Source organism: Pseudomonas sp. MWU349, assembly GCF_017947325.1.
GTDB classification, from domain to species: domain Bacteria; phylum Pseudomonadota; class Gammaproteobacteria; order Pseudomonadales; family Pseudomonadaceae; genus Aquipseudomonas; species Aquipseudomonas protegens.
On sequence record NZ_JAFEVP010000008.1, the window covers coordinates 166,491 to 180,568 of the forward strand.

Consider the following 14,078-nt stretch of genomic DNA (forward strand, 5'->3'; position numbering starts at 1 on the left):
ATGCGTGGCCAACCTGTACCGGGGCCTCTGGCCGTGGCACTGCTGTGTATGTTGCTCGGCGGCTGCATGGTCGGGCCGGACTACCAGAAGCCCGAGATGCCGTTGCCCATGGCCTTCAAGGAAGGCGGGCAGTGGCAGCGCGCCGTAGCTAACCCCCAGGGTGCCCTGAACAGCCAGTGGTGGCTGGCGTATCAGGACCCGGTGCTCAACGATCTGATCCAGCGCTCGGCCAGCGCCAACCAGTCGATCGTCGCCGCCGAGGCGGCCTATCGCCTGGCGCAGGCCCAGGTGGCGTCGAGCCGCTCGGGGCTGTTTCCCACGGTTAGCGCCGGGCTTTCCGGTTCGCGGGGTGTGGGCGGTGCCAGCGCTGGCAGCGGTTCGAGTACCGGCACCAGCGGTTCCGGTGGCGTCGAGCAGAGTGTCAGCGCGACTCTGGGGGCCAGCTGGGAACCGGATCTGTGGGGCCAGGTGCGCCGCGGCATCGAGTCGAGCCAGGCCCTGGCCCAGTCGTCCGACGCGCTGCTGGCCGGGGTACGGCTGTCCATCAGCGCCAGTGTGGCGAGCAACTACTTGAGCCTGCGTCAGCTGGATATGGATATCCGCCTGCTCCAGGAGCAGCAGCGGATCACCCAGCGCCTGCAGGACATGACCCAGGCCGCCTATGTCCAGGGCACGGCCTCCAACGATCAGTTGCTGCTGATCCAGGATCAGTTGGGCAGTGTGGTGGCGGCCCTGCAGACGGCGCAGATCTCCCGCGAGCAATTCGAGCATGCCCTGGCGGTGCTGCTGGGCGTGGCTCCGGCCCAGTTCAGCCTGGCGCCGCAGGCCGACTACCGTTTCAATGCGCCGCAGCCGCCTCTGAGCCTGCCTTCGACCCTGCTGCTGCGCCGCCCCGACGTGGTCTCGGCGGAGCGCACCGCGGCGGCGGCCAATGCGCGGATCGGCGTGGCCGAGGCGGCATTCTTCCCGACCCTGGACCTGACCGCCGAAGTGGGCTTTCGCGGCAGCGCCCTGGGCGGGCTGTTCTCGGTACCGAACCGGATCTGGACCCTGGGCCCGGCGCTGGCCGCCACCCTGTTCGACGGCGGTGCCCGGGAAGCGGCGGTGCAGCAGGCCCGGGCCAGCTATGACCAGGACGTGGCCAACTACCGCGGCACGGTGCTGGGCGCCCTGCAGAACGTCGAGGACCAGTTGTCCTCGGTCAATCACCTGCAGCGCCAGGTGCAGACCTACCAGCAGATGTACCAGCGCAACCAGCAACTGTTCGGCAGCCAGCAAGCCCAACTGCGGGCCGGCACCGTCAGCGAGCAGAACGTGCTGACCCAGCAACTGGTGCTGCTGCAGGCCGAGCAGAGCCTGCGCGATTCCCAGGGCCAACTGAGCCTGGGCAGCGTGGCCCTGTTCCAGAGCCTGGGTGGCGGCTGGCACGAGCCGGGCGTGAGCCCGCCCTGACACGCGGGATCTCGCGTGGCACAAGCCCGGCACGCTATGCTGCGCGCCTTATTTCCATGCAGGGAAGCCAGGTTCATGGCCGGAAGCAGTTTGCTGGTGTTGATCGATGACATCGCCGCGGTACTCGATGACGTGGCCTTGATGACCAAGATGGCGGCGAAGAAGACCGCCGGTGTGCTGGGCGACGATCTGGCGCTCAATGCCCAGCAGGTCTCCGGGGTCCGCGCCGAACGGGAAATCCCGGTGGTCTGGGCGGTGGCCAAGGGGTCGTTTCGCAACAAGCTGATCCTGGTGCCGGCGGCGCTGGCCATCAGCGCCCTGGCGCCGTGGTTGGTGACCCCGCTGCTGATGCTGGGTGGCGCCTACCTATGTTTCGAGGGCTTCGAGAAGCTGGCGCACAAATACCTGCACCACGCCGAAGTGGCGGCCGAACATACCCAGACCCTGCAAGCCCTGGCCGACCCCCAGGTGGATCTGGTGGCTTTCGAGAGGGACAAGATCAAGGGGGCGGTGCGCACCGATTTCATCCTTTCCGCGGAAATCATCGCGATCACCCTGGGCACCGTGGCCGGGGCCTCCCTGACCCAGCAGGTGGTGGTGCTCTCGGGTATCGCCATTGTCATGACCGTCGGCGTCTACGGCCTGGTGGCCGGCATCGTCAAGCTCGATGACCTGGGGCTGTGGCTGGTGCACAAGCCCACCGCCCTGGCCAAACGCATCGGTGGGGCGATCCTGCGGGCAGCGCCGCTGATGATGAAGAGCCTGTCGGTGATCGGTACGGCGGCGATGTTCATGGTCGGCGGCGGCATCCTGACCCACGGTGTGCCCGTCGTGCACCACCTGATCGAAGGGCTGGCCGAGCGCAGCGCCGGGGTCATAGGCCCGGTATCGGCGTTGATGCCGACCCTGCTCAATGCCGTGGCCGGGATCATTGCCGGTGCCGTGGTGCTGCTGGCGGTCACCCTGGCAGGCAAGGCCTGGCGCGCACTGCGCGGCTGACAGGCGCTCAGCCCGCTGCCGGCGCTGGGGTCGGCTGCGCGACCGCTTGTTGCTGGCGGCACCAGCGGCGCCAGGTGAACTGCAGTTGCAGGATCGCCGCTCGGGCCATCTCCCGGGCTTGCAGGGGCAGGTCGCGGTCGCCATCCAGGGCCTTGAGCAGGGCCACCGAGATCGCATCCAGCTGTTCGCTGCGGTTGGCGCTGGGGCCGCCGTGCCTGAGCAGCTTTGCCAGGTGCGCGAGATAATGCTCGCGTTCCGTGGCCAGGGTGCCCCAGGCCGGGTCCAGGCAACTGCGCAATTGCAACAGCTCATCTCCCAGGTCCAGCCCAAGCAGGCCATTGTCCCAGTGACTGCGGCGGTTCTCGGGCTGCATCTGCCAATACCGCGACACCCGGATCAGCCGATCGGCCATGCGCCCGCCGAACCAGCTTTCGGCTTGCTCCGGCGGGCGTGAGGTGAGCTGCGCCAGATCGAACAGCGAAGCCTTGAACATCCGCCGGTAGTGCTGCTCGCCCGGGTTGAGGCTGACCAGGCGCAGCACCACCACGGCGATGCCGACACCGATCAGGGTGGCCATGGCCTTGTTCAGGAACGCCCCGAGGTCGTAGCTCATCAGGTTGCTGGGGCCGACGTTGTTGATGAAAAAGATGCAGAACGCCGAGGCGACGGGCGCGAGCTTCGGCCGGCTCATGCACAGCGAAGCGCAGAACAGCGGCACTGCCAGCCCCAGGCACAGCAGGGGAAAGCCGTCCCAGCCCGGCAGCAGGCCAAGGCCGACGAAGGCCGCCACGGGAATGGACAGGGCAATGCCCTTGAAGAAATTCAGGCAGGACGCGGCAGGGTTCTCACGCCCGGCGAACAGGCTCAGCACCACGCCACAGATGGAGACGGCCCCCAGCCCCGAGGGCCAGGCGGATAGCAGCCAGAAACCGGCGACGGCGAGAAAGGCCAGGGCGCTGCGCAAGCCTCCCAGCACCCCTTGCTGGATATCCCGGTGCCAGGAAAGGGCGCCGGGAGCGCCGGGCGGGACGCGGCCCTGTTCCACGGCGCTGACACTCAGGGCGCTCTGTTCCGCCCGCTCCAGTACCTGGGCCAGTTGCACCAGGCACAGATGGCCTTCGGCGGACAGCGAAGGGTCCTGCAGTGCCTGTTGCAGGCGCTGGAGCAAGGGCGGCAGGGCGGCGTCATGCTCGGCCTGCAGGGCCTGGATGGTCTCGCTGAGCAAGGGTTGGAGTTGCTGCGCGGTGGCGGCGTCGAGCATCTGCCGTTGCCGCGCCACGCCGCGGGCGGACCGGAGCAAGCCCAGCAGGTCGCGGCTCAGCACCCGCAGCGCCTGGGAGCGACGGCGCCCCTGCGGGCCTTCGAACCAGGCGTGATCGCGTTGGGCATCCACGGTGACGATACGCCCCAGGGCTTCCAGCAGCCCCTTGCGCTGGTCTTCCCCCAGCAGCTCCGAAGCGGCGGCCCGGCGCCCGGCCAGCCAGGCGGCGCGGCCCTGGACCGCCAGCGCCTGTTCCACCCGGCGCGGCCAGAGCAGTTGGCTGGCCACGGCGGCGCAGATGATCCCCAGGCCGATCTCCGAACAGCGCGCCACCGCCTGGTCGAACACCTGCAGGGGCGCTGCGGTGGCGGGCAGGGCGATGATGGCAGTGGTGTAGCCCGCCAGTACGAAACCGTAGGCTGCGTGGTTGCGCAGCAGCGAGGCGCCGGTGGTGCAGAAGGCCAGCCACAGGGCCATGGCCAGCAGGAACAGCAGGGGCGCCTGGCCCAGGGTAGCGATCAGCAATATCGACACCACGGCCCCCACCAGGGTGCCCAGCAGGCGGTAGGCGCCCTTGGCCAGGACCATGCCGCTGCTGGACTGGCTGACGATGAACACCGTGGTCAGGGCCCATTGCGGTTGTTCGAAATCCAGGCGGAACGCCAGGTACAGGGCCAGGCCACCGGCAATCAGGTTGCGCGCGGCGAACAGCAGGTCGGCAGGGGCGGGGGCGAAGAGGGCTTGCCAAATATCGGCGCGGAAAAAGGTCGGCAGTTTCATCTTTCAGACACATCGATAGCTAGCTAATGATTAGCATCGTATCGATTTTGCCAGGGTGTGCCAATCGGCTTTTCAACGAGCGGGGGAGGAAGGGGCTTTGACGGGGAGCGCACGCCCCGCCGGATGGCGGGGCGAGGCAGGGTTACTCGGCGATCTGCAGCTTGCGCGACTCGGTGTAGACGTAGCGCACTTTCTCGTATTCGAACGGCGAGTTCAGCTGGCCATAGCGGAAGCTGGTCTGGTAGCGCTTGTCGACCCCGCGCAGGACCCAGATTTCCGGGTGGTTGCTGCTGGCTTCCGAAACATTGAGGAAGTTGATCGCCGATTCGGCGGTGTAGTCCACCGCCAGCCCGGCGGTATCGCGCAGGTTCGACGGACCTAGGATCGGCAGCACCAGGTAGGCGCCGCCGGGCACCCCGTAGAAGCCCAGGGTCTGGCCGAAGTCTTCGTTCTGGCGCGGCAGGCCCATCTTGGTGGCCGGGTCCCACAGGCCGGCCACGCCGATGGTGGTGTTGAGCAGCAGGCGCGCGGTGGTTTCCATGGAGCGCTGGCCCTTGAACTGCAGCAGGCTGTTGACCAGGTTCGGCACATCGCCCAGGTTGTTGAAGAAGTTGCTCACCCCGCTGCGCAGGAACCCCGGGGTCACATAGCGGTAGCCGTCCACCACCGGCAGGAACACCCACTGGTCGAAGCGGTAGTTGAAGTGGTAGACCCGACGGTTCCACGACTCCAGCGGGTCATAGACGTTCAGCGCATTGAGGGTCGAGCGCTCGAATTCGCGCTGGTCCAGGCCCGGGTTGAACTTGAGTTTCTTCAACGGTTCGGTGAAGCCGTCGGGATCGGGCGTGACCGGGGTGTTGGCCTTGCTGTTGTCGGCTTGGGCATAGCCTGCGCAGAACAACGCAGCGATAAGCAGGAGATGTTTAGCCACGGAAGAACTCCAGCATGGCGTCGCTGTTGACGCGGTAGTTGAGGTTGCCGCAGTGGCCGCCATGGGGGTAGACGGTCAGGCGGTCACCAAAGGTTTTACGCAGGAAACCCAGGTCGCCGGGGCCCAGGATCACGTCGTCGGCGTTGTGCATCACGGCGATCTTCGGGCTGGCCTTGAGGTAGTCCTGCAGGGCGTAGAGGCTGACCTGGTCGATCAGTTGCAGCAGGCTGCCGCCATCGGTGCGGGCGCGCCACATGGGGATCACCTGCTCGGTCAGGTAGCAGTCGAAGTCGCATTGCAGCGCACGCTTGAGAAACGGCGTGAGGCTGGTGCCTTCGCGGATCGGGTATTTGGGCGGGGTGATCAGGCCGCGGCGGTTGATCAGGTCCGAGGTGAAGGCAATGTCCGCCGCCGAGAAACGGAAGGAGGTGCCGATCAGCATCGCCATCTGCTCGTTGGTCAGGTGCTGCTTGGATTGCTGGAAGTCGTAGAGCAGGGCGTCGTTGAGGTCGATATAGCCCTTCTGCTGGAAGTAGCGGGTCAGCTTGCCCAGCACCAGTTCGTAGAAGGTGGTGCTGTTGTTGATGCCCTTGACCTCGGTCTGCACCAGCTTGTCGAGGTTGGTGATCGAGGTATAGAGGTTGACCGGCGGGTTGAGCAGCAGGACTTTCTTGAAATTGAAGCTGCGCCGGGTTTCATCCAGCTTGCTGACGAAGGCCGCATCCAGCGCGCCAAGGCTGTAGCCGGTGAGGTAGAACTCGGTGATCGGCAGCTTGGGATTCTGCGCCCGTACGGCCTGCATCACCCGGTACATGTCCTCGGCGTCTTCCTGGGTCACGCCCGGGGTGGCAAAGCGCGAAGCGGCGCTGATGAAGTCGAAGCTGGTGGGCGAGGACAGCTGCACCACGTGGTAGCCGGCTTTGTAGTAGAGCTTCTTCAGGTACTCGTTGAGGCTACTGTCATAGCGCGCCCCGGTGCCGGCGATCAGGAAGATCAGTGGCGCGGCGTGGTCCTGGGTGGCAATGCGGTAGGTGAGTTTCTTCACCGCCCAGAAGTTGTCCGGGAGGATGAATTCCCGTTCCGGGCGCAGCCTCAGGCTGTGGTCAGACTGGCGGATGTCATCGTTGGAGGGCAGTTCCGGGCGCAACTCCGGAGGCGTTGTGGCAATGGTGGCTTCGAAGGGGTTGGTCAACGGGTAGCCATAGGTGGCCGGGTCGACGTCGACCGCCAGCGCGGACGCACTCAGGATAAGGCCGCCAAACAAGGCAGCGAAGCGCAAGGAACGAAGCATGACTGTATCCCTAGAAGAAGGTACCGAATGAGGTTCGCAGGCTATGACCACCGCGCTGCTGCCGAAGTGCCATGGTTGGGCACAAATAACGCCTGCGACAGGCTTATTGGGAAGTGATAGTAGCCGGACGATACACTTTGCCGCCATTTGCATGACAGATATCTGCTCCTGGCGCTTGCCAAGCGTTCGCGGGGGATTATGCTGGGCGCCGTTTTGACTGTTCGGAGTGTTTCATGTCCCGCCGCCTTCCCCTGATTCTGCTGCTCGTGGTCCTGCCGCTGTGGCTGGCCGCCAGTTATGGCCTGCGCTACGGCTTCATGGAGGATGCTCGCTGGGTGGGTGCCTGTGTCGAGGCCGCGAGCCGCTGGGAGTGCGGGCTGCGCTCCAGCCTGGGTTGGATGATTCACTTCAAGGTGCTGGGCTGGAGCGCGGTGGCCGTGGCGCTCCTGGGTTTTGTCATGCCCGGGCGTGCCGGTTGGGGGCTGGGCGTACTGGCATTGCTGATCGGCATTCCGGCCCTGGCCCTGTACAACACCACCCTGGCGGTATTTGCCGTGGTGATTGCCGGCTTGCGCCTGGTACGCGCCAGCAAGCCATAGCCGCAGCAGCGGCCATGGCCTATGGCCTCAGGCCCTGGGGGCCCGCAGGTTGCGCCAAAGCGCCGCTACCATCAGCAGGCTGACCAGGGCCCAGCCCCAGGCCTGCTGGTTGGCCAGGCCTTCCTGATACAACTGCGGGGCAATGCCGGCACCGACGATAAAGGTCAGCAGGGCAATCTCCCGGCGCGGCACTCGCACCGGCCGGCACAGGTAGACCAGTGCCGGCAGTAGCAGGGCCGCGCTGGGGAAGCTGCGGTAGCGCGGGTCGAACACCAGCTCCAGCATCATCACCGCCGCGGCGAAGCCTGCGGCCGTCAGCAGCCAGCCGGCCCGTTTCTCCAGTGCATTGAAGGCCTCCAGGCGCCAGCCCTGGCGAGGGCTCAGGGCCAGGGCGGCGTGGGCCAGCACCAGCAGGTTGAGCCCCAGCAGAAACGCGGCCCAGCACCATTCACCGGCGAAACGGCTGGTTACCCGCGCCAGTTCTCCCCAGGTTCCGATGCTGCAAGCGGCCACTGCGCCCAACAGGGGCAGCAGCAGGGCGGCGCGGTGGTCGCGGGGCCGGCCGCCGAGCACCAGTGTGCCGAGCAGTATCAGGCCGCCGACGCCCAGCCACAGCGGCCAGTACGGCAGGTTGGACACCGGGCCGGCGAGGATGCCCTTGTCTTGGCGATCAGCATCGAACAGCCCCCAGTAGCCACCGACGGCACCTTCGCTGGCGCGCTTCCAGGGCTGGTCGAAAGCTTCGATCAGGTTGTAGTGCCAGCCATTGTGTTCCGCCAGGGCGACGAAACCGCGGATGAACTTGGCCTCGTTGACCCGGCTGGGCAGCGCGGTTTCTCGCTGCCGGCCTTCACTGGGCCAGCCGGTCTCGCCAATCAGCACGTCCTTGGGGGCGAAGCGGTTGCCGAACACCTGGCGCACCTCGGCCACGTGGTTCAAGGCGGCGTCGATGTTCGACGGATCGTCTTCCCAGTACGGCAGCAGGTGGATGGTGAGGAAATCCACCGCCGGGGCGATTTCCGGGTGCTTGAGCCAGAACTCCCAGACATCGGCGTAGGTCACCGGCTGCTTGACCCCGGCCTTGACCTTGAGGATCAGCCGCGCCAATTGCGCGCCGGTGACCTCCTTGCGCAGCAGGGCTTCGTTGCCGACGATCACCGCACTGACCACGTCCGGGTTGGCGTTGGCCGAGGCGATCAGCAGGTCGACTTCCTTCTCGGTGTCCACCGGGTTGCTGTTGACCCAGGCGCCGATCATCAGCTTCAGGCCGTGCTTGCGCGCCAGGTCCGGCAGGGCTTCCAGGCCGGTCATGGAATAGGTACGGATGCATTCGAAACGGGTCGCCAGCAGGGCCAGGTCCGCGTCCATGCGCTGTGGGCGCAGTTTGAACGGCTGGTCGAAGGGCGACTGGTCCTTGTCGAACGGGGTGTAGGACGCGCATTGCAGCTTGTGGCTGGCGCTGGCGACATCCGGCAGGTGCACTGGCCGGCCAAGGCCGTACCAATAACCGCAGAGGGCCAGCAGCCCGAGCAGGCAGGCGAACAGATAGGGCAGGGCGGGGAAACGAGGGGTGGCGGGCATGATCGGGCCGTCGTGGAACAAAGCCGGGCATCTTACCCGCATTTGTCCGCAGCTTGGTGGGCTGCATGATTTTGACATGCAAAGTTCGGGCGGACCCACTGCTCGGGAGAGGCCGGCCGTTGGTTACTGGCTATCTGATGTCGCTGCTGGCTGCCTTGAGGTCGTAGACAGAGCAGGTCGCGGAGCAGGGCGGGTTGATGATCCAGGCATCAGTACTCCGCTGATGATCGAACGTGTTCGCGGTGAGGCGTGATGGGGGCGCTGAGCACCATAACCATACGTTGACGTGCCTGGCAGCCGCCCGGCACTGCACTTTTCGGGGAAGTAACGATGAAGATGCGACGACTCTTAGGCGCAGGTGCCGCACTGGTACTTGCCATCAGCTCCACTCTGGCCAGTGCCGACAGCAAGACCCTGAGCATCGGCTATGTCGACGGCTGGTCCGACAGCGTGGCGACGACCTATGTGGCGGCGGAAGTGATCAAGCAGAAGCTCGGTTATGACGTCAAGCTGCAAGCGGTAGCGACCGGGATCATGTGGCAGGGCGTAGCCACCGGCAAGCTCGACGCCATGCTTTCGGCCTGGCTGCCGGTGACCCATGGCGAGTACTGGGCCAAGAACAAGGACAAGGTGGTGGACTACGGCCCCAACTTCAAGGACGCCAAGATCGGCCTGATCGTGCCGGAGTACGTCAAGGCCAAGTCCATCGAGGACCTCAAGACCGATACCACGTTCAAGAACAAGATCGTCGGCATCGACGCCGGCTCGGGGGTAATGCTCAAGACCGACCAGGCGATCAAGGACTACGGCCTGGACTACAAGCTGCAGGCCAGTTCCGGGGCCGCAATGATCGCCGAGCTGACCCGCGCCGAAGAGAAACAGGACGCCATCGCCGTAACCGGCTGGGTGCCGCACTGGATGTTCGCCAAGTGGAAACTGCGCTTTCTCGAAGACCCCAAGGGCGTGTACGGCGCTGCTGAAACCGTCAACAGCATTGGCAGCAAGGGCCTGGAGAAGAAGGCGCCGGAAGTGGCAGCCTTCCTGAAGAAATTCCAGTGGGCCTCGAAAGATGAAATCGGTGAGGTCATGCTGGCCATTCAAGAGGGTGCAAAACCCGATGTGGCGGCCAAGGATTGGGTGAGCAAGCACCCGGAAAGGGTTGCCGAGTGGACTGCTAAATAAGCATAAAGCGTCTAGATCAGGGGTCTTGAGGCCGCGCACTGGAAACAGTGGGCGGCCTTGTCATTTATTGAAGAAAAAACCGGCGCCAACGCTAATGTCGTTCTAATACTAAGGTCGTCTGGAACCTGCTCCATAGCCGCATAGAGTGGATTAGGTTCCACCTAAAATCTGTGCTGCGAGGATAAAAACAATGAACGACAGCATTTACCTCTCGATTCAAAACAGCCCGCGTTTCAAGGAGCTGGTCAGCAAACGAGAGCGGTTCGCCTGGATTCTCTCGGCGATCATGCTTGGGCTTTACTCGGCTTTCATTTTGTTGATCGCCTATGGTCCCCAGATCCTGGGAGCCAAACTCAGTCCCACCTCATCCATCACCTGGGGCATTCCCATCGGTGTTGGCTTGATTCTCTCGGCCTTCATCCTGACGGCCATCTATGTCCGACGCGCCAACGGCGAATTCGACGAGTTGAACAATGCGATCCTGAAGGAGGCTCAGCAATGATCCGACGTCTATTCGCAGCACTCGGTCTTGCCGCCTTCGCTCCCGCCCTCTGGGCTGCAGACGCCTTGACGGGCGAAGTCCACAAGCAACCGCTCAACGTATCGGCGATCGTGATGTTCGTGGTCTTCGTCGGTGCCACCCTGTGCATCACCTACTGGGCCTCCAAGCGCAACAAGTCGGCTGCCGACTATTATGCGGCGGGCGGCAAGATCACCGGCTTCCAGAACGGCCTGGCGATCGCTGGCGACTACATGTCCGCGGCGTCCTTCCTGGGGATTTCCGCCCTGGTGTTCACTTCCGGCTATGACGGCCTGATCTACTCCATCGGTTTCCTGGTGGGCTGGCCGATCATTCTGTTCCTGATCGCTGAGCGCCTGCGCAACCTGGGCAAGTACACCTTTGCCGACGTGGCGTCCTACCGCCTCGGGCAGACCCAGATCCGCACCCTGTCGGCCTGTGGCTCGCTGGTGGTGGTGGCGTTCTACCTGATCGCGCAGATGGTGGGTGCCGGCAAGCTGATCCAGCTGCTGTTCGGCCTCGACTACCATGTGGCGGTGATCCTGGTGGGCATCCTGATGTGCCTGTACGTGCTGTTCGGCGGCATGCTGGCCACGACCTGGGTGCAGATCATCAAGGCGGTGCTGTTGCTCTCCGGCGCGTCCTTCATGGCACTGATGGTGATGAAGCACGTCAACTTCGACTTCAACACCCTGTTCTCCGAAGCGGTCAAGGTTCACCCCAAGGGTGAAGCGATCATGAGCCCCGGCGGCCTGGTGAAAGATCCGATCTCGGCGTTCTCCTTAGGCCTCGCGCTAATGTTCGGTACCGCTGGCCTGCCGCACATCCTGATGCGTTTCTTTACCGTCAGCGATGCCAAGGAAGCCCGCAAGAGCGTGCTCTATGCCACAGGCTTCATCGGCTACTTCTACATCCTGACCTTCATCATCGGCTTCGGCGCGATCCTGCTGGTTAGCACCAACCCGGACTTCAAGGATGCCGCAGGCGCCTTGCTGGGCGGCAACAACATGGCGGCGGTGCACCTGGCCAACGCAGTGGGCGGCAGCGTGTTCCTCGGCTTCATTTCGGCCGTGGCCTTCGCCACCATCCTGGCGGTCGTTGCAGGCCTGACCCTGGCCGGCGCCTCGGCGGTGTCCCATGACCTGTATGCCAGCGTGATCAAGAAGGGCAAGGCCAACGAAAAGGACGAGATCCGCGTTTCCAAGATCACCACCGTGGCATTGGGCGTACTGGCCATCGGCCTGGGCATTCTCTTTGAAAGCCAGAACATCGCGTTCATGGTAGGCCTGGCGTTCTCCATTGCCGCCAGCTGCAACTTCCCGGTACTGCTGCTTTCCATGTACTGGAAGAAGCTCACCACCCGTGGCGCCATGATTGGCGGCTGGATGGGCCTGGTGAGTGCCGTGGCGCTGATGATCCTCGGCCCGACCATCTGGGTGCAGATCCTGCATCACGAGAAGGCGATCTTCCCGTACGAGTACCCGGCGCTGTTTTCGATGATCATCGCCTTCATCGGTATCTGGTTCTTCTCCATCACCGACAAGTCGACCGCGGCGGTCAACGAGCGGGCGCTGTTCTTCCCGCAGTTCGTGCGGTCGCAGACCGGCCTGGGCGCCAGCGGGGCGGTGTCGCACTAAGCCAGATGAATGTATCGGCTTCTATATAGAAGCTGCGTAATGGCGAAATGCCCCGATCGAGAGACCGGGGCATTTTTCTGTCCGCTCGTCTTGCCCGGATTTCCCCGACTGCAGGCGCAGGCGCATAGATGCTGGCTTGCCAGCGAAAGCGTATGTGAGGGGCGAGGCTTACGGGGCGCTTCGCCGCGAGGCCAGTTGCAGCGGGAGGCGAGGGCAGGGCAGAAACAAATACGACCTCTGTTAGAGGCCGTATCCGGTGCAGCTAAGACGTGTGCGTAAGGCAGGTCTTATTTGCGGTCTTCCAGTTTGGTGATGTCACGCGACTCGTAGCCGGTGTACAGCTGGCGTGGACGGCCGATCTTGTACGGGCTGGAGAGCATTTCCTTCCAGTGCGAGATCCAGCCGACGGTCCGCGCCAGGGCGAAGATCACGGTGAACATGCTGGTTGGAATGCCGATCGCCTTGAGGATAATCCCCGAGTAGAAGTCGACGTTCGGGTACAGCGAGCGCTCGATGAAGTACGGGTCGGTCAGGGCGATCTCTTCCAGGCGCATGGCCAGTTCGAGTTGCGGATCGTTGTTGATGCCCAGTTCCTTGAGAACTTCGTCGCAGGTCTGCTTCATGACGGTGGCGCGCGGGTCGCGGTTCTTGTACACGCGGTGACCGAAGCCCATGAGCTTGAACGGATCGTTCTTGTCCTTGGCCTTGGCGATGAACTTGTCGATGTTCGAGACATCGCCAATTTCGTCGAGCATGGTCAGTACCGCTTCGTTGGCACCGCCGTGGGCCGGGCCCCAGAGTGCAGCGATACCAGCAGCGATACAGGCGAACGGGTTGGCACCCGAGGAGCCCGCCAGGCGCACGGTGGACGTCGAGGCGTTCTGTTCGTGGTCGGCATGGAGGATGAAGATCCGGTCCATTGCCTTGGCCAGTACCGGGCTGATCGGTTTGATCTCGCACGGGGTGTTGAACATCATGTGCAGGAAGTTTTCCGCGTACGACAGGTCGTTGCGCGGGTACATCATCGGCTGGCCCATGGAGTACTTGTAGACCATCGCTGCCAGGGTCGGCATCTTGGCCACCAGGCGCACGGCGGAGATTTCGCGGTGCTGCGGGTTATTGATGTCCAGGGAGTCGTGGTAGAACGCCGACAGGGCACCGACTACGCCGCACATCACCGCCATCGGGTGGGCGTCGCGACGGAAACCGTTGAAGAAGCTCTTGAGCTGTTCGTGAACCATGGTGTGGTTCTTCACGGTGCTGACGAACTGGGCCTTCTGTTCGGCGGTGGGCAATTCACCGTTGAGCAGCAGGTAGCAGGTTTCCAGGTAGTCCGATTTCTCGGCCAGCTGTTCGATCGGGTAGCCGCGATGCAGCAGAATGCCGTTGTCGCCGTCGATGTAGGTGATTTTCGACTCGCAGGAGGCGGTCGACATGAAACCCGGGTCAAAAGTGAAGCGGCCCGTGGCCGTCAGACCCCGAACATCGATTACATCGGGACCAACGGTGCCGGTTAAAATGGGCAGCTCGACGGGGGCTGCGCCCTCGATGATCAACTGCGCTTTTTTGTCAGCCATGTGGCCTCCTATTTATGCTTGAAATCATCAGACAGACCCCCCACGCAGGGCCCGCACCACTATAGTGAGATAAATCCGAATGTCAATTTGCCTAAAGTCTTGTCCCAGAAGGCTTTGGGAGGGATTTTTTCGCGAAATTCAGCGCCATTTACGCCTTTTATAACGCTAACGCAATCAGCTATTAGGGGAAGGTCTTTGCGTTGTCATTAGTAGCCTAACTGTCTATACTCGGCCACCGACCTCCGTAGGCTTCTGGGCCCGCTTTGCT

11 protein-coding genes are annotated in these 14,078 nt (G+C 63.7%); 6 read left to right on the forward strand and 5 right to left on the reverse strand.

From position 1 onward, the window contains the following. Entirely contained in the window at window positions 1-1,452 is a 1,452-nt protein-coding gene (locus KCG88_RS28170; protein WP_210713593.1) for an efflux transporter outer membrane subunit, read from the forward strand. A 75-nt stretch (window positions 1,453-1,527) separates the two neighbouring features. Then, entirely contained in the window at window positions 1,528-2,451 is a 924-nt protein-coding gene (locus KCG88_RS28175; RefSeq protein WP_210713594.1) for a DUF808 domain-containing protein, read from the forward strand. A gap of 7 nt (window positions 2,452-2,458) precedes the next feature. On the opposite strand, the gene KCG88_RS28180 is transcribed toward KCG88_RS28175, so the two are convergent. The 3 genes from KCG88_RS28180 to KCG88_RS28190 form a co-directional block, all read right to left on the reverse strand. After that, window positions 2,459-4,492: an FUSC family protein gene (locus KCG88_RS28180; protein WP_210713595.1), complete on the reverse strand. Its 2,034-nt coding sequence runs from the start codon at window positions 4,490-4,492 to the stop codon at window positions 2,459-2,461. A gap of 142 nt (window positions 4,493-4,634) precedes the next feature. After that, entirely contained in the window at window positions 4,635-5,423 is a 789-nt protein-coding gene (locus KCG88_RS28185; protein WP_047284626.1) for a VacJ family lipoprotein, read from the reverse strand. Then, entirely contained in the window at window positions 5,416-6,714 is a 1,299-nt protein-coding gene (locus KCG88_RS28190) for a serine/threonine protein kinase (protein WP_047336069.1), read from the reverse strand. The genes KCG88_RS28185 and KCG88_RS28190 overlap by 8 nt, the downstream gene beginning before the upstream one ends. Before the next feature lie 233 nt (window positions 6,715-6,947). Here KCG88_RS28190 and KCG88_RS28195 point away from each other — a divergent pair, with 233 nt between their 5' ends. Then, window positions 6,948-7,313, forward strand: a complete 366-nt coding sequence (locus KCG88_RS28195; RefSeq protein ID WP_011060042.1) for a hypothetical protein — start codon at window positions 6,948-6,950, stop codon at window positions 7,311-7,313. A gap of 27 nt (window positions 7,314-7,340) precedes the next feature. Here KCG88_RS28195 and KCG88_RS28200 read toward each other — a convergent pair whose 3' ends face one another. Continuing rightward, window positions 7,341-8,894, reverse strand: coding sequence for a beta (1-6) glucans synthase (locus KCG88_RS28200; protein ID WP_210713596.1), 1,554 nt, complete (start codon window positions 8,892-8,894; stop codon window positions 7,341-7,343). A gap of 330 nt (window positions 8,895-9,224) precedes the next feature. Between KCG88_RS28200 and KCG88_RS28205 the strand changes: the two genes are divergently transcribed. From KCG88_RS28205 to KCG88_RS28215, 3 genes are all read left to right on the forward strand, one after another. Further along, a complete protein-coding gene (locus KCG88_RS28205) occupies window positions 9,225-10,076 on the forward strand; it encodes a glycine betaine ABC transporter substrate-binding protein (protein ID WP_047284628.1) in 852 nt (283 codons plus the stop codon). A 190-nt stretch (window positions 10,077-10,266) separates the two neighbouring features. Next, window positions 10,267-10,578: a DUF485 domain-containing protein gene (locus KCG88_RS28210; protein ID WP_011060045.1), complete on the forward strand. Its 312-nt coding sequence runs from the start codon at window positions 10,267-10,269 to the stop codon at window positions 10,576-10,578. Next, window positions 10,575-12,233: a cation acetate symporter gene (locus KCG88_RS28215; RefSeq protein ID WP_047284629.1), complete on the forward strand. Its 1,659-nt coding sequence runs from the start codon at window positions 10,575-10,577 to the stop codon at window positions 12,231-12,233. The genes KCG88_RS28210 and KCG88_RS28215 overlap by 4 nt, the downstream gene beginning before the upstream one ends. A 287-nt stretch (window positions 12,234-12,520) precedes the next feature. Here the strand turns inward: KCG88_RS28215 and gltA are convergent, their stop codons facing one another. Continuing rightward, the gene (gene gltA, locus KCG88_RS28220; protein WP_011060047.1) at window positions 12,521-13,810 is read right to left on the reverse strand and encodes a citrate synthase; all 1,290 of its coding nucleotides are present in this window, start codon (window positions 13,808-13,810) and stop codon (window positions 12,521-12,523) included. Between the last annotated feature and the right edge of the window lie 268 nt (window positions 13,811-14,078).